This is a genomic window from Streptomyces sp. NPDC001393, assembly GCF_053597455.1.
Genome location: NZ_JBSFIH010000037.1, coordinates 33,071 through 56,424 on the forward strand (window position 1 = coordinate 33,071; position 23,354 = coordinate 56,424).

General features: G+C 71.0%; 19 protein-coding genes, 1 tRNA gene and 5 pseudogenes. 14 read left to right on the forward strand and 11 right to left on the reverse strand.

Annotated elements, in window-relative coordinates; translation table 11 throughout:
• Positions 1 to 48: 48 nt before the first annotated feature.
• Positions 49 to 2,178, forward strand: a complete 2,130-nt coding sequence (locus tag ACWC2T_RS31135) for a UvrD-helicase domain-containing protein (protein ID WP_450673675.1) — start codon at positions 49 to 51, stop codon at positions 2,176 to 2,178.
• A 42-nt stretch (positions 2,179 to 2,220) separates the two neighbouring features.
• Here the strand turns inward: ACWC2T_RS31135 and ACWC2T_RS31140 are convergent, their stop codons facing one another.
• Positions 2,221 to 3,879 carry an N-6 DNA methylase gene (locus ACWC2T_RS31140; RefSeq protein ID WP_450673676.1) on the reverse strand — a complete coding sequence of 553 codons (1,659 nt, stop codon included), beginning with the start codon at positions 3,877 to 3,879 and terminating at the stop codon, positions 2,221 to 2,223.
• Between the two features lie 243 nt (positions 3,880 to 4,122).
• Here ACWC2T_RS31140 and ACWC2T_RS31145 point away from each other — a divergent pair.
• Positions 4,123 to 4,275: pseudogene (locus ACWC2T_RS31145) on the forward strand (recombinase family protein); the annotation flags it as partial.
• 206 nt (positions 4,276 to 4,481) lie between these two features.
• Complete coding sequence (locus ACWC2T_RS31150) at positions 4,482 to 4,793, forward strand: hypothetical protein (protein WP_450673718.1); 312 nt, start codon at positions 4,482 to 4,484, stop codon at positions 4,791 to 4,793.
• Between the two features lie 154 nt (positions 4,794 to 4,947).
• On the opposite strand, the gene ACWC2T_RS31155 is transcribed toward ACWC2T_RS31150, so the two are convergent.
• Both ACWC2T_RS31155 and ACWC2T_RS31160 read right to left on the reverse strand, forming a co-directional pair.
• Positions 4,948 to 5,032: transfer RNA gene (locus ACWC2T_RS31155), tRNA-Leu, on the reverse strand.
• 174 nt (positions 5,033 to 5,206) lie between these two features.
• Positions 5,207 to 5,870 (reverse strand): annotated as a pseudogene (locus ACWC2T_RS31160) (aldehyde dehydrogenase family protein); the annotation flags it as partial.
• A 33-nt stretch (positions 5,871 to 5,903) separates the two neighbouring features.
• Here ACWC2T_RS31160 and ACWC2T_RS31165 point away from each other — a divergent pair.
• Both ACWC2T_RS31165 and ACWC2T_RS31170 read left to right on the forward strand, forming a co-directional pair.
• Positions 5,904 to 6,080, forward strand: coding sequence for a low temperature requirement protein A (locus ACWC2T_RS31165; RefSeq protein WP_450673677.1), 177 nt, complete (start codon positions 5,904 to 5,906; stop codon positions 6,078 to 6,080).
• On the forward strand, positions 6,077 to 6,856 hold the full coding sequence (locus tag ACWC2T_RS31170) for a low temperature requirement protein A (RefSeq protein ID WP_450673678.1): 780 nt from the start codon (positions 6,077 to 6,079) through the stop codon (positions 6,854 to 6,856). The genes ACWC2T_RS31165 and ACWC2T_RS31170 overlap by 4 nt, the downstream gene beginning before the upstream one ends.
• Here ACWC2T_RS31170 and ACWC2T_RS31175 read toward each other — a convergent pair whose 3' ends face one another.
• From ACWC2T_RS31175 to ACWC2T_RS31190, 4 genes are all read right to left on the reverse strand, one after another.
• A complete protein-coding gene (locus tag ACWC2T_RS31175) occupies positions 6,857 to 7,534 on the reverse strand; it encodes a GntR family transcriptional regulator (protein ID WP_450673679.1) in 678 nt (225 codons plus the stop codon). It abuts the gene before it with no gap.
• 129 nt (positions 7,535 to 7,663) lie between these two features.
• Positions 7,664 to 8,611 (reverse strand): beta-ketoacyl-ACP synthase III, encoded by a 948-nt coding sequence (locus ACWC2T_RS31180; RefSeq protein WP_450673680.1) that lies wholly within the window; start codon positions 8,609 to 8,611, stop codon positions 7,664 to 7,666.
• 138 nt (positions 8,612 to 8,749) lie between these two features.
• Entirely contained in the window at positions 8,750 to 8,878 is a 129-nt protein-coding gene (locus ACWC2T_RS31185; RefSeq protein ID WP_450673681.1) for an MFS transporter small subunit, read from the reverse strand.
• Positions 8,853 to 10,193, reverse strand: a complete 1,341-nt coding sequence (locus ACWC2T_RS31190) for an OFA family MFS transporter (RefSeq protein WP_450673682.1) — start codon at positions 10,191 to 10,193, stop codon at positions 8,853 to 8,855. Before ACWC2T_RS31190 ends, ACWC2T_RS31185 begins: the two co-directional genes overlap by 26 nt.
• A 179-nt stretch (positions 10,194 to 10,372) precedes the next feature.
• On the opposite strand from ACWC2T_RS31190, the pseudogene ACWC2T_RS31195 reads away from it, so the two are divergent.
• The 4 genes and pseudogenes from ACWC2T_RS31195 to fdhD form a co-directional block, all read left to right on the forward strand.
• Positions 10,373 to 10,852, forward strand: a pseudogene (locus ACWC2T_RS31195) (ketopantoate reductase C-terminal domain-containing protein); the annotation flags it as partial.
• A pseudogene (locus ACWC2T_RS31200) lies at positions 10,819 to 11,124 on the forward strand (molybdopterin-dependent oxidoreductase); the annotation flags it as partial. The pseudogenes ACWC2T_RS31195 and ACWC2T_RS31200, both read left to right, overlap by 34 nt.
• A pseudogene (locus ACWC2T_RS31205) lies at positions 11,124 to 11,532 on the forward strand (4Fe-4S dicluster domain-containing protein); the annotation flags it as partial. The pseudogenes ACWC2T_RS31200 and ACWC2T_RS31205, both read left to right, overlap by 1 nt.
• Positions 11,533 to 11,539: 7 nt before the next feature.
• Positions 11,540 to 12,388, forward strand: a complete 849-nt coding sequence (fdhD, locus tag ACWC2T_RS31210; protein ID WP_450673683.1) for a formate dehydrogenase accessory sulfurtransferase FdhD — start codon at positions 11,540 to 11,542, stop codon at positions 12,386 to 12,388.
• Positions 12,389 to 12,521: 133 nt separating this feature from the next.
• On the opposite strand, the gene ACWC2T_RS31215 is transcribed toward fdhD, so the two are convergent.
• Both ACWC2T_RS31215 and ACWC2T_RS31220 read right to left on the reverse strand, forming a co-directional pair.
• Positions 12,522 to 13,058 (reverse strand): isochorismatase family protein, encoded by a 537-nt coding sequence (locus tag ACWC2T_RS31215; RefSeq protein ID WP_450673684.1) that lies wholly within the window; start codon positions 13,056 to 13,058, stop codon positions 12,522 to 12,524.
• A gap of 19 nt (positions 13,059 to 13,077) precedes the next feature.
• Entirely contained in the window at positions 13,078 to 13,515 is a 438-nt protein-coding gene (locus ACWC2T_RS31220) for a MarR family winged helix-turn-helix transcriptional regulator (protein ID WP_351212080.1), read from the reverse strand.
• Between the two features lie 128 nt (positions 13,516 to 13,643).
• Here ACWC2T_RS31220 and ACWC2T_RS31225 point away from each other — a divergent pair, with 128 nt between their 5' ends.
• Entirely contained in the window at positions 13,644 to 14,561 is a 918-nt protein-coding gene (locus ACWC2T_RS31225) for a quinone oxidoreductase family protein (protein ID WP_450673685.1), read from the forward strand.
• Positions 14,562 to 14,701: 140 nt separating this feature from the next.
• On the forward strand, positions 14,702 to 16,579 hold the full coding sequence (locus ACWC2T_RS31230; RefSeq protein WP_450673686.1) for an exo-alpha-sialidase: 1,878 nt from the start codon (positions 14,702 to 14,704) through the stop codon (positions 16,577 to 16,579).
• Here ACWC2T_RS31230 and ACWC2T_RS31235 read toward each other — a convergent pair.
• A complete protein-coding gene (locus ACWC2T_RS31235; RefSeq protein ID WP_450673715.1) occupies positions 16,529 to 17,545 on the reverse strand; it encodes a bile acid:sodium symporter family protein in 1,017 nt (338 codons plus the stop codon). The two genes, ACWC2T_RS31230 and ACWC2T_RS31235, sit on opposite strands and share 51 nt — an antisense overlap.
• 158 nt (positions 17,546 to 17,703) lie before the next feature.
• Here ACWC2T_RS31235 and ACWC2T_RS31240 point away from each other — a divergent pair, with 158 nt between their 5' ends.
• Positions 17,704 to 18,573, forward strand: coding sequence for a LysR substrate-binding domain-containing protein (locus ACWC2T_RS31240; protein ID WP_450673687.1), 870 nt, complete (start codon positions 17,704 to 17,706; stop codon positions 18,571 to 18,573).
• Between the two features lie 6 nt (positions 18,574 to 18,579).
• Here the strand turns inward: ACWC2T_RS31240 and ACWC2T_RS31245 are convergent, their stop codons facing one another.
• Positions 18,580 to 19,551, reverse strand: coding sequence for an Lrp/AsnC family transcriptional regulator (locus ACWC2T_RS31245; protein ID WP_450673716.1), 972 nt, complete (start codon positions 19,549 to 19,551; stop codon positions 18,580 to 18,582).
• 127 nt (positions 19,552 to 19,678) lie between these two features.
• Between ACWC2T_RS31245 and ACWC2T_RS31250 the strand changes: the two genes are divergently transcribed.
• A complete protein-coding gene (locus tag ACWC2T_RS31250) occupies positions 19,679 to 21,166 on the forward strand; it encodes an MFS transporter (RefSeq protein ID WP_450673688.1) in 1,488 nt (495 codons plus the stop codon).
• A gap of 349 nt (positions 21,167 to 21,515) precedes the next feature.
• Positions 21,516 to 23,342 carry an AMP-dependent synthetase/ligase gene (locus ACWC2T_RS31255; protein WP_450673689.1) on the forward strand — a complete coding sequence of 609 codons (1,827 nt, stop codon included), beginning with the start codon at positions 21,516 to 21,518 and terminating at the stop codon, positions 23,340 to 23,342.
• The last annotated feature ends 12 nt before the right edge of the window (positions 23,343 to 23,354 follow it).

The window sequence follows — 23,354 nt, forward strand, 5'->3', positions numbered from 1 at the left end:
CGCGTATGATCGCCTGCGCATGTCCGTTCAGGGTGGGGAGTGCATGTCGTGCCGCAGCTCGCGTTCGCCAACAGCTTCTGGGAGAGCTACGACGTCCTCGAGAGGCCCGTCAGGGCCGGCGTGCGCAAGGCAATGCAGAAGTTCCAGCAGCTCACGGTTCCGGCACTGCAGGCGGACAAGGGGCTGCACCTGGAGTCCGTCGAGAACGCTCGCGATCCGCGTATGCGGACCATCCGCATCAACGACTTCTGGCGCGGTGTCGTTCTCGCCCCGGACGACGGCAGTGACGTGTTTCTGCTCGTCAACGTTGTTCGCCATGACGACGCGTACACCTGGGCGGCCAAGCGCCTCTACACGACGAACTCCGCCACCAGGGCGCTCGAAGTGCGCAACGTGGTGGCGATCGAGCAGCTGACCCCGCAGCTGGAGACGGCGGCGGCCGCCGCCGATTCCCTCTTGTTCGCCGCGTACTCGGACACCGTGCTGCGCGAGCTCGGCATCGACGATCAGGTGCTGCGCGCGGTCCGCACCATCGTGGACAAGGCCCAGCTGGAGGCCTTCGGGACGCTGCTGCCGGAGGACCAGTTCGAGGTGTTGCAGTACCTGGCCGAAGGGTTCAGTCCGGAGGAGGTCTACCGGGACGTGGTCGCCGTGCGGCGTCCCGCCGATGCCGGTCCCGATCCGGACGAGAGCCTCGCCGTCGCGATCGCCAACACCACGAGCCGCATCACGCTGGTCACCGGCCCGGAGGAGCTCGCCGACATCCTGGAGAAGCCGTTCGCGGCGTGGCGGGTGTTCCTGCACCCCTCGCAGCGCCGGGTCGCCTATCGGGTGTCGTACGGCGGACCGGTCCAGGTCACGGGCGGCCCGGGAACCGGCAAAACGGTCGCGGCGCTCCACCGGGTGAAGCACCTGCTCAGTCGCTCGCCCGACACCCGGGTCCTGCTGACCACCTACACGAACGCACTGGCTGCCTCGCTACGGGAGAACCTGTCCCTCCTCCTCGACGGGGACGGGTCGCTGCTCGCCCGCGTCGAGGTGACGACGGTCAACGCGTATGCGCACGGCATCGTGACCCGCCTCGACGGCAAGGCCCCCTCCCCCATCAACGACCGGGAGGAGCGGCAACTGTGGCAGCGGGTCCTCAAGAAGCTCGGGTCGCCGTGGACGGAGCAGTTCCTGGCGCAGGAGTACCGGCACGTGATCCTGTCCCAGGACCTGCGCAGCCTCGACGCCTACCGTGCGGCAACCCGCCGCGGCCGTGGCAGCGCACTGTCGCCGGCCAAGCGGGGCCAACTGTGGCCCGCCGTTGAGCTTTTCGAGTCGTTGCTGCGCGAGCAGAAGGCCACCACGCACCTCAAGGTCTGCGCACGGGCCGCCGAGCTCCTGGCCGCCTCGGCGCCCACGCACGACCACGTGGTGGTCGACGAGGCGCAGGACCTGCACCCGGCCCAGTGGCGTGTCCTGCGCGGCGCGGTCGCACCCGGCAGTGACGATCTTTTCATCACGGGCGACCCGCACCAGCGGATCTACGACTCCAAGGTCTCCCTCGGGTCACTGGGCATATCGGTCACCGGGCGGACTCACCGCCTGCGCATCAACTACCGCAGTACCGAAGAGATCCTTGCATGGTCGACCGGGATCCTCAGCCCCGTGCCGGTCGAAGACCTGGGCGGCGAGGGCAACGACACGCTGGCTGGCTACCGCTCTCTGCTGCACGGTCGAAGGCCGCAGGTGGACGGTTACGACTCGGAGCAGTCGGAGGTGGCTGCGCTTGTCGAGCACGTCGAAGGATGGATCGCACGGGGCATCCGCCCGTCCGAGATCGGCGTGTGCGCCCGCTTCAACGTGCTGCTCGACAAGGTCTACGACAACCTGACCGCGGCCAAGGTGCCGGTGGTCCGGGTCAGGGACAATCCGGGGTCGGACGTGGACGGGGTCCGGCTCGCCACCATGCACGCGATGAAGGGGCTCGAGTTTCGCTGCGTGGCCGTCCTCGGAGTGACAGCGAGCGCGGTGCCGTTCGCGCGTGAGGTGACGTCTCCCGCGGTAGACGCTTTGCAGCACGAATCCGACCTGCTGCGCGAGCGGTGCCTGCTGTTCGTGGCCTGCACACGCGCACGGGAAGCGCTGGTGGTGTCTTGGAGCGGAACAGCCAGTTCCTTCGTCCCCAAGTGAAGTGAAGTCAGTGCCCGGCGGCAAGAGTGACGAAGCGAAGCGTCAGTCGCCCGGCGCCAACGCGCCGTTGCCGATACCGTCCCGCGCCAACGCGACGGTTTCCCGGCTCAGCTCCGCCACTCTTCTCGCTCGCTCCTCGAACTCCTGCAGGGCACGGAAAGCGGCCCCGTACCGGCGCTGCTCGGCAATGTCCATCTGCGGGATACGGGCCCCCTTGCTGTCAAGCCGGAAGGACCCGCTGGCACTCGTGGAACGGCGAGTGTTGGCCGCGCTGCGCAAGAAGCCTTGAAGGAAGTCTGTGTCGAGCTGCTCGCTGACCGAGACCGGCTCCGGATCGCCGTACTCGACGAGCCCGGCGCGGGCGAGGTCGGCGACACTGACGGTCGGCCCGTCTGTGGTGCTGGCACCGCCGCCTGCGGTCAGCACCGGAAGCAGCTCGGCCAGCACCTGTACCTGCTCGGCCAACTGGCGCCGCAACGCACGGTATTCGGCTGCATAGTCGCGATGGGACTGCTCGACATGGCGGCCTGGAGTGAGGTCCACGACGTCGTCCAGAAGCTCAATCAGAGAAACGTCCGCCGCTTGGCCGGGCTCTGGGGTCAGGGGGCCGTCAGGGTCGTTCGCGGTCAGGTCGATCATCCGGACATGCGTAGCAGCGTCGCCGAGGGACTGCGGGCGACGCAGGTGCCAGAGGTGGACGGGGAGCGCGTGCGAGGCTGCGATGCCCGGCGGAAGGGCGGTGACCTGGGTGAGGATCCCACGGCGTACGAGCTCGGCGCGGATACGTCGGCCGGCCTTGCGGTAAGCGACCGAAGCGGGCATGACCATGAGGACGCGACCGCCGGGTGCGGTATGTGCGTAAGCATGCTGCAACCAAGCGAGTTCGCCCTCGGCCCGCGACGGCGTGCCGAATTCCCAGCGGGAGTCGAGGAGCAGTTCCTCGCGTCCCCAGTCGGTGTCACCGACGGGCGGATCGCAAACGACCAGGTCTGCCTTGAGGACCGCCCACCGGTCGTCACGCAGGGAATCCCCAGTGACGATGTCGATGTCGGTGCACCCGGCGAGGTCGGCTCGCAGCTGCGCGAACCGGGCACTGAGGACGTCGGACTCCTGACCGCACCGCCTCGGCCCCCGCTCGGGGCCGACCGACAGCAGCAGGGTGCCGATCCCGCAAGCCGGATCGAAAAGCGTCGCATCGGCCTCCACCTCACCGGCGAAGTGCTGCAGGGCGCGGACGATCCGTGGCGAGGTGACCTGGTCCGAGCCGGCCCTGCGCACGGAGTCGGTGAAGCGCTCGGCGAGGGCGCTCACGACATCCCCCGCAGGGCTGCTGGCGGCCAAGCCACGCACCAGTCGGACGGCATCCGCGGGCAGCCCGTGCGGGGGCACCCGCTCGGCGTCGGCAAGGAGCTGTGCGACATCGGCCAGGCCGCCGATCATCTCGTCACCGTAGGCTCCGCGCAGCGCCTGCCACAGCTGCACCTCCTGCGAGAGGCCCTGCCCCTTGCGCTGCTTGTCCAGCCACGCCTGCACCTCGGCCAGATCGAACAGCGGACTGTTCGCGCCACCCCCGGAAGGCGCGGGAAAGTCGTCGTACCGCCGCCGCCAGTTGGAGACCGCTGCACGGGTGACACCCGCAAGCCGCGCGATCTCGGAGCCGGTGACCAAGGATTTGGCCGAGGCTGCGGAAGTGTCTGTCATGTCTGCCACCGTACACAGAGCAGTCGACGGGACTCAATGAAGCCAATCGTTGACATCGTTAACATACGGAATGGCACGAAGTGGAGTTGACACGACACATCGCGTAATGACAGCAACGGCGAGACGTCAACTCCCGGCCAGCGGCCTCGACATCGGGCTGGCAGGGAAGGAACTCCCTGCCCCTCCGCCCACGACGCCGCCCGCAATCGGCACCGCAAGAAGACCGCATGGCAGCAGGGTGCCGTGCGCGTCATCCTCCTCAACCCCGGCTACACCGGCCACGAGGTCTGGAACAAGCAACGCAAGGAAAAAGGCCTTCTCGATGTCGACGACGTCACCCTCGGCCACCACGCCCACATGAGCCACAACCCCGTCGAGGAGTGGATCCACTCCAACGAGCCCGCCCACGAAGCGCTCATCCGCCCCGCTCTCTTCGATGCCGCCCGCACCGTGCGCACACAGTGCGCCCACCACCAGGGACGGCAGGAGCGCTCCGGCAAGTGGGGCGGGCACCCTACGCGAAGTCGCCCTCTACCCCGACCTGAAGCACCAGCGCACCGTCTGCCTCGCGGGAAAGACATCCTGTGCCAGGCCCTGGACCGGTGGATCGCAAGGACCTTCGCCCCCGACGGCTCTCCGCCACCATCGAAGCGCTCACCCACGCCAACGCCGCAGAGCCTCAGACCCCCGAGCAGGAGCAGGCCCAAGCACGCCAGGCGATCAAGGAATGCGAGCGGCGGCTCGCCCGCTACCAGGCAGCCCTCGACGCCAGAGCCGGCCCCGCCGTCGTCACCCAGTGGATCAACGAGGCCCAGCGGGACAAGGACGCGGCTCAGAAGAAGCTCGACGCGCACCCCGCCGCCGCCGAAAGAGGCAGATCCCGCTCAACGCGCAACAGATCCGGCCAATCATGAGAGCCTAGGAGATATTGCACAGCCCATCCAAAACGCCACCGTCGAGAAGAAAGGCCCCCTCTACGAGGCACTGGGCATCACCATTAGCTACGAACACGCAACGAGGACCGCGACCGTCAGGTCGAGGCCCTCGATTCCGTATCGTTATAAGGAGTGTCCGAGGGGGGACTTGAACCCCCACGCCCGATAAAGGGCACTAGCACCTCAAGCTAGCGCGTCTGCCATTCCGCCACCCGGACTAGGTGTCTGCCGCCTTGCCGGGGGTGTTCCCCGTGGCGACAGGGACAACAATACCAAGGTTTCGGAGTGCGTTTCACCTGCGTATCCGGCCCGTAGGGACGGCCCGGCACGAGTGGGGCCGCCCGGGCGGGGCCGTGTACGGAATGGATGAGGTTGCGTACAGAACGTGAGCGTTACGGCATGACCTGGTAGCCCGGGAAGTTCCCGGGCAGCCGCTCCCCCACCCGGCCCCCGGTCACGGCGCGGATCAGGAGGTCGCCGCGCTACGAAGGCACCGCGCCAGGAGGCGCCGGAGCCGCCGAAGAGCTCGCTGCGGTCGCCCCGGGAGCGAGGGATGCCGTGGCCGGTCCAGGAGCGCGTCGAACAGGGAGCGCTGCACCACGAAACGCGGGTAGGCGGTGCAGCGCTGTTTTCCGTAGTCGAAGAGCTTGGGGACCACGGCCGTGAGCCGCTCCCAGCCGGAGAAATCCCAGATGCCCCAGGTGTTCAGGCCCTCCTGTTCCAGGATGTGCAGTTTGCCGAGGCCGGCGACCGCCGTCGCGACGTCGGCGCCGGTGTCGCGGCCCCCGACGAACGACACGCAGCTGATCTCCGGCGCCCGCACCAGTGCCTGGTTCAGCTCACGGTCCCTGCGCCGACCAGCGTGACCGGCGCGCCCTCACGGGCGGCCGGCGCCATGGCCAGGGTGAGGCAGGCCACACCGCCGTCGGTCGGGTCTTGGCGATGCCGCGTTGCTGGCCAGGGCCTGCACGAGGGCGGCGTGCACGAGGACGCTCATCGGATTTGCCAGCTGGCGATGTTGGACACGGGTCCGTCCAGCGGTGCCGGGCCGGCGACCGGCCGTCCCGGCGGCTGCTGCTCATGCTCGGCATGGCCGCGTTCCTGGTGTGCGCGCTCGCGATCCCCCGGGTCTTCGACGACACCGGCGTGGTCTTCGGTCTCGGGTTCCTGCTCGTGGTGGTCGTGCACACCGCCCTGTACACCCGCAGCCATGGCTGGGACTCCATTGGTACGGCGTCACCAACGCGCTGGCGGCCCTGTCGGTGACCGCCGCCGGGCTCGTCCACGGGCTTGCTACGGACGGGCTCTGGCTGCTGGCGATCCCCCTGCAGTTCGTGACGCCGCTCGTGGCCGAGCACGGGCCCGGCCGTAAGGACGGACGCAGCGCGGCGACCCTGCGGGTCCAGCTGGGCGCCCTGGACCCGGCGCACTTCGTGGAGCGGCACGGACTGCTGCTGATCACCGCCTTCGGCGAGTCCGTGGTCTCCATCGGTGTCGGCATCGGTGATCTTCCGCTCACCCCCGGCCTGTTCTGCGGCGCATTCCTGGCCCTGGCCCTGTCGGTCGCGCTGTGGTGGACGTACTTCGTGCGGGACGAGGAGGGGGCCGAGGCCGCGTTCCGGGCGACGCCCGCCCCGGCCCGCTGGCGGCTTGCGATGAGCGCCTACTGCTACACCTTCCTGCCGATGCTGCTCGGCATCACCTACCTCGCCGCGGGCATCAAGAAGACCCTCGGACATCTGGCCCAGCACCCTCAGCCGGGAGCGGCCCTGGCGCTCACGGGTGGAGTGGCCCTGTTCCTCGTGGGCGACGTGGCCTTCCGTACGGCCCTGCGGCTGCGGCCGGTCCGCTTCCGGGCGGCCGGAGCCGCGTTCGCCCTGGCCGGCAGCGCGGCCGGCATCCACCTGCCGGTCTACGGTGAACTACTGCTGCTGGTGGCCGTGTTCGCGGCCATGCTGGCGGTGGAGGCCCGGTCGTGCGCGGCGGCCCGGCCGGAAGACGAACCCATGCGATCAGGCCGGCCGGAAGACGAACCCATGTGATCAGGACGTGTTGCGCTCGTGGTAGGTGCGACGGGTGTATTCGGTGTGGTACCGCATCAGGTAGGCGGCCCGCTCGTCGTCGCGGTCGGCGATCGCGGCGATCAGCTCCTGGTGTTCGATCCACGACTGGCGCCCGCGCTGCCGGGCCACCGGGGTGTAGTACCAGCGGACCCGGCGGTCCACCTGGGCGGCGAGTTCGGCGAGGACCGCGTTGCCCGCCAGTTCCATCACCTTGGCGTGGAAGGCGGCGTTGAGAGCGACGGCGCGGTCCACGTCGTCGGCGGCGACGGCCTTCTCCCCTTCGGCGCACAGCTCCTCCAGGGCGTCGATCCCCGAGGCGTCGGCGTCGATGGCGGCCAGCCGGGCCGCCTCCGCCTCCAGCAGGGTGCGGACCGTGAGGAGCTGGTCGGCCTCCTCCTCGGTCGGCTCGTGCACGAACGCCCCCTGCGCGGGCCGCAGATCGACCCAGCCCTCGGTGTTGAGCCGCTGCAGTGCCTCGCGCACCGGCTGCCGGGAGACGCCGAGGTGTCCGGCGAGCTCGCTCTCGACCAGATGCTGGCCGGGCTGCAGCGCGCGGGTGGTGATGAGCTCCAGCAGTGCTTCGTAGACGCGGTCGCGCAGGGGTCCGGGGCGGTCCAGCTTGGGCACGGCCCCGTGCGGCAGTCCGGTCGACAACATCTTCGGTCCCCCTCCTGGGCGGTTCTGGCGCGTGGGCGCTGGAACGCCAGTACCGATTGTCTTTTGTCTACAGTCTACGGTGCACACAATCCAGGCCTGTGTGCGCCGACTTCACCGTTAGCCCGGCCCTCACGGGCAGCGTACGACCTGCCCGGCGTACGACAGGTTGCCGCCGAAGCCGAACAGCAGCACGGGGTCGCCGGACCGGAGCTCCCCCTGCTCGATCAGCTTGGAGAAGGCGAGCGGGATGCTGGCGGCCGAGGTGTTGCCGGATTCGGTGACGTCGCGGGCGACCACTGCGTTGACCGCGCCGAGCTTCTCGGCCAGCGGTTCGATGATGCGCAGGTTGGCCTGGTGCAGCACGACCCCGGCGAGCTCCTCGGGTGCCACGCCGGCCCGTTCGCAGGCGCTGCGGGCGACGGCCGGCAGCTGGGTGGTGGCCCAGCGGTAGACGCTCTGCCCCTCCTGCGCGAACCGCGGCGGGGTGCCCTCGATCCGCACGGCGTGCCCCATGTCGGGCACCGATCCCCACAGCACCGGCCCGATCCCCGGCTCCTGACCCGACGGGCAGGCCTCGACGACGGCGGCCCCGGCGCCGTCGCCGACCAGGACACAGGTGGTGCGGTCGCTCCAGTCGGTGACGTCGGACATCTTGTCGGCGCCGATGACCAGCGCACGGGAGGCGGCACCGGCCCGGACGGTGTGGTCCGCGGTGGCCAGTGCGTGGGTGAACCCCGCGCACACCACGTTGACGTCCATCGCGGCGGGCTGCGGGATGCCGAGCCGGGCCGCGACCCGGGCGGCGGTGTTCGGGGAACGGTCGATCGCCGTGGAGGTGGCGACCAGGACCAGGTCGATGTCGCCGGGGGCCGTGCCTGCGGCGGCGAGGGCCTTGGCGGCGGCGTGCGCGGCCAGCTCGTCCACCGGCTCGTCTGGTCCGGCGATGTGCCGGGTGCGGATGCCTACCCGGCTGCGGATCCACTCGTCACTCGTGTCGACCAGCCCGGCCAGGTCCTCGTTGGTGAGCACCCGGGCGGGCTGGTAGTGACCGATGGCGGCGATGCGCGAGCCGTTCATGGCGGGAGTCCCCTCGTGGCCGTGGGTAGCGGGATCCACCAGTCTGATCAGTGACCCACGGGTACGAGGGCAGGTGAAGCCACAGGAATCGGGCGTCCGAGTTGTCGGCTTCCCTCAGGCCCTCGGACGCCCGAGCAGTCACCCGGTGAACAGCTGTGTCGCCTTCTGTACGAGTTCGTACACCCCGTAGGCGAGGGGTGCCCCCACCCACAGCCAGGCGAGGGTGATCAGGCCCCGCAGGCTAGGCGGGCTGCTGTCGCTGGGCATCGGCGGCCTCCCTCGGGGCGGGGATGTGGTGGCGGGCGTGGACGGGACGGACGAGTTCGTTGGCGACGAAGCCGACGACGAGCAGGCCGATCATGATGCCGAACGACAGCCCGTACAGCGACGAACCGTGCTTGCCGGCCTCCTTCTGCCGGTCGGCGATCCAGTTGACGATCAGCGGCCCCAGGACGCCCGCGGTGGACCAGGCCGTGAGCAGCCGGCCGTGGATGGCGCCGACCTGGTAGGTGCCGAAGAGGTCCTTCAGATAGGCGGGGACCGTCGCGAATCCGCCACCGTAGAAGGAGAGGATCACCAGGGCGCAGAGCACGAACAGCGGCTTCGCCGAGTCCCCGAACAGGGCGATGAGCAGGTACATCAGCGCGCCGACGCCGAGGTAGCAGCGGTAGATGTTCTTGCGGCCGATCCGGTCGGAGGCGGACGACCAGCCGATCCGGCCGGCCATGTTGGCCGCCGACAGCAGGGCGACGAAACCGGCGGCCGCCGAGGCCGACACCGGGGTGGAGCTGTCGGCGAAGAAGTCCGTGATCATCGGGGCGGCCTTCTCCAGGATGCCGATGCCGGCGGTCACGTTCGTGCACAGCACGATCCACAGCAGCCAGAACTGCGGGGTGCGCACCGCGCTGCGGGCGGACACCTGCACGCCGTCGACGACACGCGGCCCGTTCGCGCTCGCGCTCGTCGCGGGAGTGTCCGCGCGCGGCACGCGCACGAGCAGCACGCCGAGCGCCATGAAGACGGCGTACGACAGCCCGTGCACCAGGAACGCGAGGGCGATCCCGGAGTGGCCGGTGCCGAAGGAGGAGAGCATCTGCGCGGACCAGGGCGAGGCGATCAGCGCGCCGCCGCCGAAGCCCATGATGGCGATGCCTGTGGCCATGCCGGGCCGGTCCGGGAACCACTTGATCAGCGTGGAGACGGGCGAGATGTAGCCGATGCCGAGCCCGATCCCGCCGACGAAGCCGTAGCCGAGGACGATCAGCCAGTACTGCCTCGTCTGGGCGCCGAGCGCGGAGATCAGGAAGCCAGAGGAGAAGCAGACGAGGGCCACGGTCATGGCCCAGCGGGGCCCGTTGCGTTCGACGAGGGTGCCGCCGAACGCGGCGGACAGACCGAGCATCACGATCGCCAGTTGGAAGGGCAACGCGCTCTGCGTGCCGTCGAGGTGGAGCGCGGACTCCAGCGGCGGCTTGAACACACTCCACGCGTAGGCCTGCCCGATGGACAGATGGACGGAGAGGGCGGCGGGCGGGACGAGCCAGCGGCTCCAGCCCGGGGGTGCGAGAGGGTGGCTGCTCATGCCCGCGGACGGTAGGTCGGGGAGCGGGAGTTGAGAAGGCCGCGGTCGACCGTATGCGGTGAACGGTATCCGGGACGCGTTCAACGGTCGCCGTGCGAACCCATGCCGTGGAAGTGTCGGGGAGAGGGGCCGACGCGAGTATGCAGTTCTCGGCGCCGGCGCCATCGGCGCCTGCCGCGCGCTGTCTGGACCTCAGCGAGGTCATGCGGACCGGCGGGCCGAGGTGCCCGGTGGAGCGTGACCTGCGCGGGGACATCTGGGTCAAGCTGCGCGGGAGGATCTCCTTCAACCCGATCAGCGCGCTCGCCCGCGCCACCATGCGGCAGATGTGCCTGCACGGCGGCACCCCCCGGGTCATCGAGACCATGATGCGCGAGACGCTCGCGGTCGCCGAGGCCCTCGGCTGCACAGTCGGTGTCTGCGTCGAACGCCGGCTCGCGGGAGCCGAACGCGTCGGCGACCACCGCACCTCCACCCTTCAGGACCTGGAACGCGGCAAGCCGCTGGAGCTGGACGTGCTGCTCGCGGCCGTCGTCGAACTGGCGGAGATCACCGGCGTCGAGGTGCCCGCGCTGCGCACCTTACACGCCATCTCGGACCTGCTCGCGCTGAGGAGCGCCGCACGAGGAAACGGCAACCGAAGACCTACACCCGGCTGACCCACCCGCTGGTCCGGGACAGCCGCGACGCACCCTTCCGCCGGGCGAGCTGGGAGGAGGCGCTGGACCGGGCGGCCCGGGGCCTGGAACGCGACAAGGGCGCACTCGGGATGTTCTCCTGCTCCCGCGCCACCAACGAGACGAACTACGTGGCGCAGAAGTTCGCCCGGGTCGTCATGGGCACCCACAACGTCGACGCCTGCAACCGGACCTGTCACGCGCCGAGCGTCGCGGGCCTGTCGGTGGCGTTCGGCTCGGGTGGCGGCACGTCCTGTGCTGCAAGTGCGTCGACGCCTGCGGCGACCAGTGGCAGAACACCTTCGCCATCTCGGTCGCCGGGCGCGGTTTCGGCGCGCGGATCGCCGTCGAGCACGACGCCCCGCTCACCGACTCGGCGTGCGTGTACTGCGGGAACTGCGTCGAGGTGTGCCCGACCGGGGCGCTCGCGCCGAAGACGGAGTTCGACATGCGGGCAGCGGGCAGCGGGCACCTGGGACGAGTCGCGGCAGACGCGGACGTCCACGGTGTGCGCGTACTGCGGAGTGGGCTGCACCCTCACGCTCCACGTGCAGGACAATGAGATCGTGAAGGTCACCTCGCCGCACGACAACCCGGTGACCCACGGCAATCTCTGCATCAAGGGCCGTTTCGGCTACCAGCACGTACAGAACCGGGGCTGATCAGGACATGGGACGAGTCACGGAACGACGCAAGGTCCTCCGCATCCGGGACGGGGCACTCTCCACCCGGCCGGACACGCTCGTCGCCGAGGAACCCCTGGAGATCCGGCTCAATGGCACACCGCTCGCGATCACCATGCGCACCCCGGGCGACGACTTCGCGCTGGCGGCGGGTTTCCTGGTGAGCGAGGGTGTACTGGCGACTGCAGACGATCTGCAGAACATCGTCTACTGCGCGGGCGCGACGGTGGACGGCTCGAACACCTACAACGTGGTCGACGTGAAGACCGCGCCCGGCGTCGCCCTCCCCGACTTCACCCTGGAGCGGAACGTCTACACGTCCTCCTCGTGCGGGCTGTGCGGCAAGGCCAGCCTGGACGCCGTCCGCACCACCGCGCGCTTCCCGATCGCCGACACTCCCCCGGTCCGGGTCGCCCCGGAGCTGCTGGCGAGCCTCCCCGACCGGCTGCGGGCGGCCCAGCGGGTGTTCGACCGGACCGGGGGCCTACACGCGGCGGCCCTGTTCACCGAGGACGGCGAGCTGCTGGACATACGGGAGGACGTGGGCCGGCACAATGCGGTCGACAAACTGGTCGGGCGGGCGCTGCAGAACGGCGGTCTGCCGCTGTCGCGGGCGATCCTGCTGGTCTCCGGGCGGGCCTCGTTCGAGCTGGCGCAGAAGGCGGTGATGGCGGGCATCCCGGTGCTGGCGGCCGTGTCCGCGCCGTCCTCGCTGGCGGTGGACCTGGCCGCCGAGGCGGGTCTGACGCTGGTGGGCTTCCTGCGGGGCAGCTCGATGAACGTGTACGCGGGCGAGGACCGCATCGCTCTGCGCGAGGCGGCCGCCCAGGGCTGACTCTTTTTGGTTCGTATTGCTTCGTACGCCTTCGGGGCGCCTCAGCCGGTGTCGAGAGGCCGATCGTGCTCAGCGCTTCGCGCCTGCGTGCGTTCGCCCTCTCGACACCGGGGCGGGCCCTGGCCCTGGCGGATCATGCTGGGCGCTGTCGGGCGAAGGTCACCTCGGCCCCCCTCGTCACCGTGCCCAGTCTCGGGAAGTCCAGCCGGACGGACGCCTCGTGCTCGGCGGCGGTCAAGGCCGCCATGGCGTCCTCGACGAAGACGAGGTCGTAGCCGAGGTCGGCGGCGGCGCGGGCGGTGGACTCGACGCCGAGGTTGGTGGCGATGCCGCCGAACACCAGCGTGGTGACGCCGCGTTCGCGCAGCCGCTCGTCCAGGCCGGTGCCCTGGAAGGCGCCGATGGTCCGCTTGACCACCTCCAGGTCGCCGTGCCTGGCGAGACCGGGCACGAGTCCGCTGCCGGGCGGCTGGTCGGCGAGCGAGGGGCGTTCGACCCGGACGAGGACGACGGGTGCTCCGGCGGTGCGGAAGGTCTGCGCCAGCTCTTCGGCGGTGGCCAGTACTTCGGTGCCTTTGCGGGGTTCCAGGGGCAGCGCGACGATGCGTTCCATCAGGTCGACGAGGACCAGGGCGGTGCGCTGCGGGTCGAGGACGGAAGCTGCGGTCATGACGGAACGTTAGCCGCCGTTAGCCGTCCGTGCCGGAAATCCGGATCAACAGGCCCATGAACTGATCGCGTTCGGCGGCGGACAGCGGGGCGAGCAGCTCGTCGTTGGCCTCGCGGGCCGCCTTCTCACAGCGCACCAGGAGGCGGGCGCCGTCGTCGGTGAGGGACACGGCGTTCTTGCGCCGGTCCCTGGGGTCGGGGGCGCGCAGGACATGGCCGGCGGACTGCAGGTCGTTGAGCACGCCGACCAGGTCCTTGGGGTCCAGGCCCACGCTGCGGCCGAGGTCGGCCTGGGCGACGGGCTGGAGGTCGCGGACGGCGGACAGGACCACGTGGTGCCACATCTTCTGACCCTCGGCCGCCAGCGCGCCGGCGACCAGGGAACGGCCCCGGGCTGCGGCTCGGCCGAGGTGCCAGCTGGGCAGGGAGCGGATCGCGGGCAGGGGTGCGTCGGCCATGTCGGCAGCCTATCCGAGAAACCGTTGGACCTCCCAATGAAACTCGGCTACCGTTGGGGCTCCCAACGAGTTCATGGGTGTTCCCAACGATCGAGGTGCCGGGCGTACCCGCCCTGGAGGTGTGTGCGATGCGTCGCGTCCGATACGAATCCACCGGCGGACCGCTGTTCCTGGAGGAGGCGGCGGTCCCCGAGCCCGGCCCCGGCGAGCTGCTGGTGCGCTGCGCCGCGATCGGCGTCACCCTGCCCGTGGTTCGCAAGGTCACCGAGGCCGCCGAGCCGATCGCGCTGGGCGGCGAGATCGCCGGCGAGGTGGTGGCGGTCGGCGAGGGCGTGACCCGCTTCCGGGCGGGCGAGCAGGTGACGGGGATGTGCTTCGGGCACGGGTACGCCGACTTCGCCCTGCTGCACGAGGCCATGGCCTCCCCCGTCCCGGACGGCGCCGATGCCGTGGACGCGATCGCACTGGTGCGCAGCGGCCTGGTGGCGTACGGGGCACTGGAGGCGGCGCGGGCGGCACCGGGCGAGGCGGTCCTCATCACGGCGGCGGCCAGCGGGATCGGCCACCTGGCCGTGCAACTGGCGCGGGCGCGGGGTGCCGGGCGGGTGATGGGGGCCGTGTCCGACCCGGGGAAGGCGGACTTCGTCCGCTCGCTCGGCGCGGACGACTGCGTTCGGTACGGCGACGACAGCTGGGGAGATCCCGTCGACTGTGTACTGGATGCCGTCGGCGGCGACCTGCTCACTCCCGCCCTCGCCGCCCTGGCCCCGCACGGCCGCCTCGTCGCCTACAGCTCGGGCGGCGGCACCGTCCGGGCCTACGACCTGCTGGTGGGCGCGAAATCGGTGATCGGGTTCCAGATGGCCCTGATCGCCCGCGGCCGGCCGGACCTGTACGAGCAGTGGCGCCGGGAGCTGTGGCGGCTGTTCGCCGAAGGCGCCCTGAAGCCCGCCGTGCACGCGGAGTTCGCACTTCAGGACGCGGCGAAGGCGCACGAGACGATCGAGCGGCGGGCCAACCTCGGCAAGGTGGTGCTGCGCCCGTAGCCCCCGCACGCGCTCCATGTGCTGCACGCTTCTTGTGAGGCGACCTGGCCCCAACTACCGTCGTTGGGGCGCGCGTTGGACATGGAATGTCCGGATGTGCGGATGTCTGGATGTCCTCCGACGAAGGGCAAGGTCGCACCATGCCGTCAGGTCTCCGCGCCCGTCTCAGAGCGGTACTCGCCGCCGCCCTCACCGCGGCGGCGCTGCTCCTGGTGCCGCTCGCAACTCCGCACCCGGCACATGCCCAATCCCCCGCAGCCGACCCCGAGTTCGAGCAGCAGGTCCTGTTCAGGGCCTCCCAGGACCCCGGCTACGCCTGCTTCCGCATACCGTCCATCGTGCGGGCGACCGACGGCACGCTGCTGGCGTTCGCCGAGGGCAGGGTCCTCAACTGCGGGGACGCCGCCGACATCGACATCGTGCTCAAGCGCTCCATCGACGGCGGCCGCACCTGGGGCTCGCTGCAGGTGGTCAACGACGGCGGCGGCGACACGCACGGCAACCCCGCGCCGATCGTGGACCGCGCAACGGGCCGGGTCTGGCTCGCGGAGACGTACAACACCGGCCGTACCGACAGCGCCAGTTGTTCGATCCCCTGCGACCGCACCCCGCACCTGCAGTACAGCGACGACGACGGACGGACCTGGTCGGTACCGCGCGACCTGAGCCCGGAGATCCTGCCCGCCGACTGGAACTCCTGGTACGCGACCGGGCCGGTACACGGTATCCAGCTCACCAAGGGCAGGTACGCGGGCCGGCTGGTCTTCGGGGTCAACACCGAGACCTGGGACGGCACCCGGGTCACCGCCAACCACGCGGCGCTGATCGTCAGTGACGACCACGGCGGCCACTGGCGGATCGGCGCCACCGACACCTGGCCCATCGCCGACGACGGCACCTTCCGGCAGAAGCCCTCCGAACTGGCCCTCGCCGAGCGCGGCGACGGCTCCGTCCTGGTCAGCGGCCGCGAGCAGGACGGCACCGACCTGGGCCACCGCACCCAGGCCGTCAGCCGCGACGGCGGGAGCAGCTTCACCGCACCCTTCCACGACCTGCCCGACCTGTACGCCCCGCAGGTGGAGGGTTCGCTGCTGCGCCTGGGCGACCGCCTGCTGCTGGCCTGCCCCGGCGACCCCGACCGGCGGCGCACGATGATGATCCGCTCCTCCTACGACGGCGGCCGCACCTGGGACAGCGTGGACCGTGGCACGGTCGTCACCACGGACTGGTCCGGCTATTCCGACATGGCTCGTCTCGACACCGACACGGTGGGGCTGGTCTACGAGGGCGGCGCGGTGGACGCACGCGACGAGATCCGCTTCGCCCGCTTCACCGAGGACTGGCTCGCCCCGCGCCGTGGCCCCGACCCGGTCACCGCCGACCTCGCCCCGCACGCCCGCCCGGCCGCGGTGCTCGGCGGCGCCGAGGAGACGGCCGGGGTCTTCGGTGGCGCGCTGCGGTTCGACGGCACCGACGGCGCCCTACGCCTGCCCTTCCGCCCCGAACTGCCCCTGGGGACGAGGGGCTTCACGGCGTCCCTGTGGTTCCGGTACACGGCCACGACCGGGGAGCAGCCCCTGCTGTGGATGGGCGGGGTCGGCACCACCCAGCCGCAGGTGTGGGTGCGCGGGGAGCCCGCGAACCACCGCATACAGGGGCTGATCACGGTACGGGACGGGGCGATCGCGCCGCAGACCGCGTATGTGCGCACGGATACCGCATACAACGACGGCCAGTGGCATCACCTCGTGCTGCGCCGGGGCGGAGGGCGGCTGGCGTTGTTCGTCGACGGTGTGCAGTGGTCCGTCGCCGACGTACCGGGCTCGGTGAGCCGCAACTCCCCCTTCGGCGTGCACATCGGTCAGCGCATGGACAGCCGGGCCTTCTTCACCGGCGCCATCGACGAGGTGCACGTCTGGGACCGGGCCCTCACCGACGCGGAGCTGGCGGATCCCAGGGCGCTGCGGTCACCGAAGGACACGGTCCTGTGGCTGCCCCTGGACCAGGTGAGCCGCTGACCCGCCGACGACGCCCGGGGCCTCCTCCGGGTCCCGGGCCCGGCGCTTGGCGATGACCGCGCACACCATCAGCTGCATCTGGTGGAACAGCATCAGCGGCAGCACGGCGAGGGAGGCGTGGGCGCCGAACAGGACACTGGCCATGGGCAGCCCGGAGGCCAGGGACTTCTTCGAGCCGGCGAACTGGATGGCGATCCGGTCCTCCCGGCCGAAGCCGAGCGCCCTGCCGCCGTACCAGCTCAGCAGGAGCATCACGGCGAGCAGTGCGGCCTCGACGGCGAGCAGTCCGCCGAGCCGGGCGGGGCTGACCTGGTGCCAGATGCCCCGGACCATGCCCTCGCTGAAGGCGGTGTAGACGACCAGCAGGATCGAGCCGCGGTCGACCAGCCCGAGGACCTTCTTGTGCCGGGCGACGAACCCACCGATCCAGCGCCGCAGCACCTGCCCCGCCAGGAACGGCACCAGCAGCTGGAGCACGATCTTGACCAGGGAGTCGGCGGAGAACCCCCCGCCGCTGTTGCCGAGCAGCCCGGCCGCCAGCAGCGGGGTCAGGACGATGCCGACGAGGGAGGAGAAGGAGCCCGCGCAGATCGCCGCGGGCACGTTTCCGCGGGCGATCGAGGTGAACGCGATGGACGACTGGATCGTGGACGGCACGAGCGTCAGGAACAGCAGTCCCTGGTAGAGCGGCTGGGTCAGCAGTACGGGCACCAGGGCGCGCGCCGCCAGCCCGAACACCGGGAAGAGAACGAACGTGCAGACCAGCACGGTGACGTGGAGCCGCCAGTGGCGCAGTCCGTCCACCGCCTCCCTCGTGGAGAGCCGGGCGCCGTAGAGGAAGAAGAGGAAGGCGATCGCGGCCGTGGAGGCACCGGAGGCGGCATGCGCGGCGGTGCCGTGGGCCGGGAACAACGCCGCGAGGCCCACCGTCCCGATCAGCAGCACGATGTACGGGTCGACCGGCATCCAACCCGGCCAGGACAGGCGTTTCACAGTGCTCCGTTCCGTTCGTTCGCGGGCCCCCAGGGGCCCCCTCCATCGTGCTCCACGGCACACCGATCGGGAATCCCGCACACCACTCTGACTGTCATCACGTTTCGCGATAGCCAGGTAGCCTGGCAGGCGTGTACGACCCGACGCAGCTGCGCACCTTCCTCGCCGTGGCCCAGACCCTGAGCTTCACGCAGGCCGCGCGCCGGCTGGGGCTGCGCCAGTCCACGGTCAGCCAGCATGTGCGCCGGCTGGAGGACGCAACCGGGCGGCAGCTCTTCACCCGGGACACCCATGCGGTGGAGCTGACCGAGGACGGCGAGGCGATGCTGGGCTTCGCGCGCCGGATCCTGCAGGTCCACGAGCAGGCGACGGCGTTCTTCACCGGCACCCGGGTGCGCGGCCGGCTGCGGTTCGGCGCGTCCGAGGACTTCGTGCTCACGAGGCTGCCGGAGATCCTGGAGGCCTTCCGCTACGACCATCCGGAGGTCGACCTGGAGCTGACCGTGGAGCTGTCCGGCACCCTGCACGAGCAGCTGGCCGCCGGGAAGCTGGACCTGGTGCTGGCCAAGCGGCGCCCGGAGGATCCCCGGGGCGAACTGGTCTGGCGCGACGACCTGGTGTGGATCGGCGCCGAGCGGCTGCGCCTGGACGCGGACCGGCCCGTCCCGCTGATCGTGTATCCGCCGCCCGGCATCACCCGGGCCCGCGCGCTTCACGCGCTGGAGCGCGAGGGCCGCGACTGGCGGATCGTATGCACCAGCGGCAGCCTCAACGGACTGATCGCGGCGGCCCGCGCCGGGCTCGGCGTGATGGCCCACTCCCGGCGCCTGGTCCCGCCCGGCCTCTTCCGTCTGCCGGACCGCGCCGGGCTGCCCGACCTGGGCAAGGTCGACTTCGTCCTCGTCCACGGCCGGCGCCGGGGCACGGCGGAGGAGGCGGCGAGCGCGCTGGCCACGGCCGTCCTGGCGGGCGGGGAGCGGCTGCGGCGGCGGGGTGGCTGAGAGCCGTCAGCGGGGCACCGGGTACGTCAGCTGCTTGACCCGGCGCAGGAACGGCGTGGTCTCCACGTGCTGCACTCCCTCCAGCTGTCCGAGGGGACCGCTGAGGTAGGCGTAGAGACCGGCGGTGCTGCGGGCCAGCGCGGTGACCAGGAGGTTGGACGGTCCGGCCGTCGCGGAGACCCAGGCCGTCTCCTCGTGCCGGGCCAGGGCCTCGCCGACGGAGTGCAGAGCGGCCGGGGCGGCGGTGATCCACAGGAGGGCGGCGACGGGGTAGCCGAGTGTCTCCGTCTGGTACTCGGTGTCGAGGTACACCGCCCCGCAGGCGCGCAACTGCGCCAGCCGGCGCTTGAGCGAGGACTCGGAGCGGCCCGTCGCCCGCTGCAGTCGCGGGTACGAGGCGCGGCCGTCGCGTTCCAGCACCGCCAGCAGGGGTTCGTCCTCGGGTTCGAGGCGGGGCGGTCCGGGGACGGCTTCGAGGGCGGGGCGCAGAGCGGCGATCTGCTCGTCGGTGAGGGCGCCGAACTTGCTGGTCCAGCCGGCGGCACCGCCGTAGAAGCGGTGCAGGAGCTGGTGGGCGCGGATCTCGACCACGCTCGGGGTGCGCGGCAGTCTGCCGAGCAGCAGGTCGTCGTGGTCGCCCGGATGACGCGGCCGAGTCACGCACAGCACCTCGGTGCCGCCCGAGGCGAGGCCGATCCAGGAGGTGTCGGGGCGCTTGGCGAGAGCCTGCGCGATGGCCAGGGCGCCGTCCGGGGCGCAGCGGATCCGCAGCATCCACTGGTCCTGGCCCAGCACGTAGCCGTCCCGCACGGCGATCACGCGCAGGCCTCCTTCCGCGCACAGGCGCCGGTAGCGGCGCGCGATCGTCTGGTCGGAGACGCCGAGCACGGACGCGATGCGGCTGAAGGAGGCCCGGGCGTCGACCTCCAGTGCGGACAACAGCTGCAGGTCGAGCAGGTCCAGCTTGTCGGATTCCATCCCCAGCACGTGCCCTCCTGTCGGATTCCACCGGTTGTACGAGGCACACGCATCCGATCGGCCGTGCCGGGGCCATCGTACGGAGCGATCGAACGCCGTCGTACGGAATTGTGGGGAGTGGGAGGACATGCGCAATTGGGGGACGCTCACGGCCGTGTGCCTGGGCACGTTCATGTTGCTGCTGGACGTGACGATCGTGGTGGTGGCGCTGCCGGACATGGCCGCTTCGCTGCACGCGTCGCTGGGTGATCTGCAGTGGGTGGTGGACGGCTACGCGCTCGCGCTGGCCGCGCTGCTGCTCGGGGCGGGGGCCGCCGCCGACATTCTCGGACGCCGCCGGGTGCATGTGGCGGGCGTCTTGCTGTTCGCGGCGGCCTCGCTGCTGTGCGGGATCTCGACGGGGCCGGCCGTGCTGGTGGCGGCACGGGCGCTGCAGGGGGTGGGCGCGGCCGCGATGTTCGCGACGACGCTGCCGTTGCTGGGCTCGGTCTACCAGGGCAGGCAGCGGTCGGCGGCGCTCGGCGTGTGGGGCGCGGTGAGCGGCGGGGCGGCGGCGGTCGGCCCGGTGCTGGGCGGGCTGCTCACCGAGGGTCCCGGCTGGCGGTGGATCTTCTTCGTGAACCTGCCGGTGAGCGTCGTCGAGGTGTGGCTGACGCTGCGGGTGGTGCCCGAGTCCCGGGGGCCGCGGGGCATGCGGGTGGACTGGGCGGGCATGGCCGCGTTCGCCGGCTTCGGGGGCGGGGTGACGTACGCGGTGGTGCGGGCCGGCGAGGACGGCTGGACGGCGCCGGGGGCGCTCGCGGCGTTCGGCTGCGCGGCGCTGGCGCTGGTGCTGTTCGTGGTGGTGGAGCGGCGCGCCGCCCATCCGCTGCTGGACCTGGCCCTGCTGCGGCGGCCCGCGTTCGTCGGGGTGTTGCTGGGGGCGTTCGCCTTCAACGGGGCGGCCTTCGGCGTGACGCCGTACCTGTCGATCTGGATGCAGACGCTGCTGGGAATGTCGCCGGTGCGCGGCGGGCTCACGCTGCTCCCGATGACGGTGGCGGCGATGCTCGTGGCCGTGCTGGTGGGCCGGCTGCTGCACGGAGTGCCGGCGCGGCTCACCATAGGCGGCGGCCTGCTGCTGATCGGCACCGGCAACCTGTGCCAGGCCGTCCTGGACGCGGGTGCCTCCTGGACGGCTCTGGTGCCCGGGTTCGTGCTGGTCGGCGCCGGCACCGGGTTCGTCGGTCCGACGGTGGCCGGAGCCGCGCTGGCCGCGGTGCCGCCGGAGCGGGCCGGGATGGCGGGCGGTGCGGTGAACACCGTCCGGCAGCTCGGGTACGCGCTCGGCGTGGCCGTCTTCGGCACGCTGCTCACCGCGCGGATGACCGGCCCGCTGCCCAGCGGCGCGGCCCACGCCCTGGCCGGCGGCGGAGCCGGTGCGCTGCGCGGCGGCTTCCCGGAGCACACCCTGCGCGCCGCGTTCGCCTCCGGCCTGAACGGGGCGCTGGTGGTGGCGGGGCTCGCGGGCATGGCCGCGGGCGCGCTGGTGCTGCTGCTCGTGCGGGCGGACCGGCCCGCGCAGCGGAAGGCCGCCGGGGCGGAGGCGGAGGAGGCGGTGCCGGTGCACCGCTGACCACGGGGCGCGGCGTCGAGGGCGGTTCCGGGAGGTGCTCCGGGGCCGCCCTCGACGAGGTGCGTCTGCCGGGCCTGGTCCACGCCTTGTTTGCGCTGATTGGTACGGGGTGTGCCGTAATCGGCGCGTACAGATTCGGTGGAGATTACGGGACCGGAACTTACTGACCCGTCAGTATCGTGTCCGGCCCTTCCCCATGTGCGGGCATTTTCCCGTACCCGCCCGGGGGAAACGTGACGTTTGCTCGGTTTCCGACCCCCTCCCGCCCGGTGACGGCGTGGGGTAGCTTTCACCGCGCTGTGCCGCGTATCACGGGCGTGACCAAGCAGTGAGGACCGGGGAGCGAGGATTGCGCGAGTTCACCAACCCGCCGCTCACGTCGGCACCGCCGGTGGGCGGTCTGGCCGACGCGGTCTTCGAGCATGCCCGGACGGACCCCACCCACATCGCCCTCGGCCGCAAGGACGCCGCCGGGCAGTGGCGCGAGGTCACCTCCGCCGAGTTCCGCGACGAGGTCCTGGCCCTCGCAAAGGGGCTCCTCGCGCGCGGCATCCGCTTCGGCGACCGGGTCGCGATCATGTCCCGCACCCGCTACGAGTGGACCCTGTTCGACTTCGCCCTGTGGTCGATCGGCGCCCAGGTGGTGCCCGTCTACCCCACGTCCTCGGCGGAACAGTGCTTCTGGATGCTCTACGACGCCGAGGTGTCCGCGGCGATCGTGGAGCACGAGGACCACGCGATGACCATCGCCACCGTCATCGACCGCCTCCCCCAGCTGCGCCAGCTGTGGCAGCTGGACTCCGGCTGCGTACAGGAGCTGTACGACGCCGGGGCGCATCTGGACGACGAGCTGGTGCACCGGCACCGGCAGGCGGTCACCCCGGATTCCGTCGCCACGATCATCTACACCTCCGGCACCACCGGCCGCCCCAAGGGCTGTGTCCTCTCGCACGCCAATTTCATGTACGAGGCGGACACGATGATCGAGCGCTGGCAGCCGGTGTTCCAGACCAAGAAGGACGACGAAGCCTCCACCCTGCTGTTCCTGCCGCTCGCGCATGTCTTCGGGCGGATGGTGGAGGTCGCCGCGATCCGCGGCCGGGTCCGCTTCGGGCACCAGCCGCAGCTGAACGCCGCCGCCCTGCTGCCCGACCTGCAGGCCTTCCGGCCGACCTTCATCCTCGCGGTGCCGTACATCTTCGAGAAGGTGTTCAACGCGGCCCGCCGGAAGGCGGAGAAGGAAGGCAGGTCCGGGCCGTTCGAGAAGGCGGTCGACATCGCGGTGAAGTACGCGGACGCCGTGGAGGCCAAGGCGTGGGGCACCGGGCCCGGCCCATCGGCGGGGCTGCGCATGCAGCACCAGCTCTTCGACAAGCTCGTGTACTCCAAGGTCCGTGCGGCGATGGGCGGGCGGATCCGCAACGCGATGTCCGGCGGTTCGGCGATGGACCGCCGGCTGGGCCTGTTCTTCGCGGGCGCCGGTGTGCAGATCTACGAGGGCTACGGCCTGACCGAGTCGACGGCCGCGGCGACCGCCAACCCGCCCGAGCGCACCCGCTACGGCACCGTCGGCCAGGCCATCCCCGGCGTCACCGTGCACATCGCCGACGACGGGGAGATCTGGCTGCACGGCGGAAACGTTTTCCAGGGCTATCTCAACAACCCGAAGGCCACCGACGAGACCCTGCACGAGGGCTGGCTGGCCACCGGCGACCTAGGCTCGCTCGACGAGGACGGCTATCTGACCATCACCGGCCGCAAGAAGGAGATCCTGGTGACCTCCGGCGGCAAGAGCGTCTCCCCCGGCGTGCTGGAGGAGCGGGTCCGCGAGCATCCGCTGGTCAACCAGTGCATCGTCGTCGGCAACGACCGGCCCTACATCGCCGCCCTGGTCACCCTCGACCAGGAGGCCGTCGAGCACTGGCTGCAGATGCGCGGGAAGCCGAGGATGACGCCGGCCGAGCTGGTGCGCGACCCGGACCTGGAGACGGAGGTGCGGCGGGCGGTGGTCGCCGCCAACACCCTCGTCTCCCAGGCCGAGTCGATCCGTACCTTCCGCATCCTGGCGCAGCCCTTCACCGAGGAACACGGCCTGCTCACACCGTCGTTGAAGCTGAAGCGGAAGGCGATCGAGAAGGCCTACGACAACGAGGTCGAGGCGCTCTACCGGACGTGACTCTTCTGATGG

What these genes read in the sequence shown, in the direction of transcription:
- ACWC2T_RS31140 (WP_450673676.1), bottom strand. Translation starts at nt 3,879, where the DNA reads ATGACAGACACTTCCGCAGCCTCGGCCAAATCCTTGGTCACCGGCTCC.
- ACWC2T_RS31165 (WP_450673677.1), top strand. Translation starts at nt 5,904, where the DNA reads ATGGCCGCGTTCCTGGTGTGCGCGCTCGCGATCCCCCGGGTCTTCGAC.
- ACWC2T_RS31175 (WP_450673679.1), bottom strand. Translation starts at nt 7,534, where the DNA reads ATGTTGTCGACCGGACTGCCGCACGGGGCCGTGCCCAAGCTGGACCGC.
- ACWC2T_RS31180 (WP_450673680.1), bottom strand. Translation starts at nt 8,611, where the DNA reads ATGAACGGCTCGCGCATCGCCGCCATCGGTCACTACCAGCCCGCCCGG.
- ACWC2T_RS31185 (WP_450673681.1), bottom strand. Translation starts at nt 8,878, where the DNA reads ATGCCCAGCGACAGCAGCCCGCCTAGCCTGCGGGGCCTGATCACCCTC.
- ACWC2T_RS31190 (WP_450673682.1), bottom strand. Translation starts at nt 10,193, where the DNA reads ATGAGCAGCCACCCTCTCGCACCCCCGGGCTGGAGCCGCTGGCTCGTC.
- fdhD (WP_450673683.1), top strand. Translation starts at nt 11,540, where the DNA reads ATGGGACGAGTCACGGAACGACGCAAGGTCCTCCGCATCCGGGACGGG.
- ACWC2T_RS31215 (WP_450673684.1), bottom strand. Translation starts at nt 13,058, where the DNA reads ATGACCGCAGCTTCCGTCCTCGACCCGCAGCGCACCGCCCTGGTCCTC.
- ACWC2T_RS31220 (WP_351212080.1), bottom strand. Translation starts at nt 13,515, where the DNA reads ATGGCCGACGCACCCCTGCCCGCGATCCGCTCCCTGCCCAGCTGGCAC.
- ACWC2T_RS31225 (WP_450673685.1), top strand. Translation starts at nt 13,644, where the DNA reads ATGCGTCGCGTCCGATACGAATCCACCGGCGGACCGCTGTTCCTGGAG.
- ACWC2T_RS31230 (WP_450673686.1), top strand. Translation starts at nt 14,702, where the DNA reads ATGCCGTCAGGTCTCCGCGCCCGTCTCAGAGCGGTACTCGCCGCCGCC.
- ACWC2T_RS31235 (WP_450673715.1), bottom strand. Translation starts at nt 17,545, where the DNA reads ATGCCGGTCGACCCGTACATCGTGCTGCTGATCGGGACGGTGGGCCTC.
- ACWC2T_RS31245 (WP_450673716.1), bottom strand. Translation starts at nt 19,551, where the DNA reads ATGGAATCCGACAAGCTGGACCTGCTCGACCTGCAGCTGTTGTCCGCA.
- ACWC2T_RS31250 (WP_450673688.1), top strand. Translation starts at nt 19,679, where the DNA reads ATGCGCAATTGGGGGACGCTCACGGCCGTGTGCCTGGGCACGTTCATG.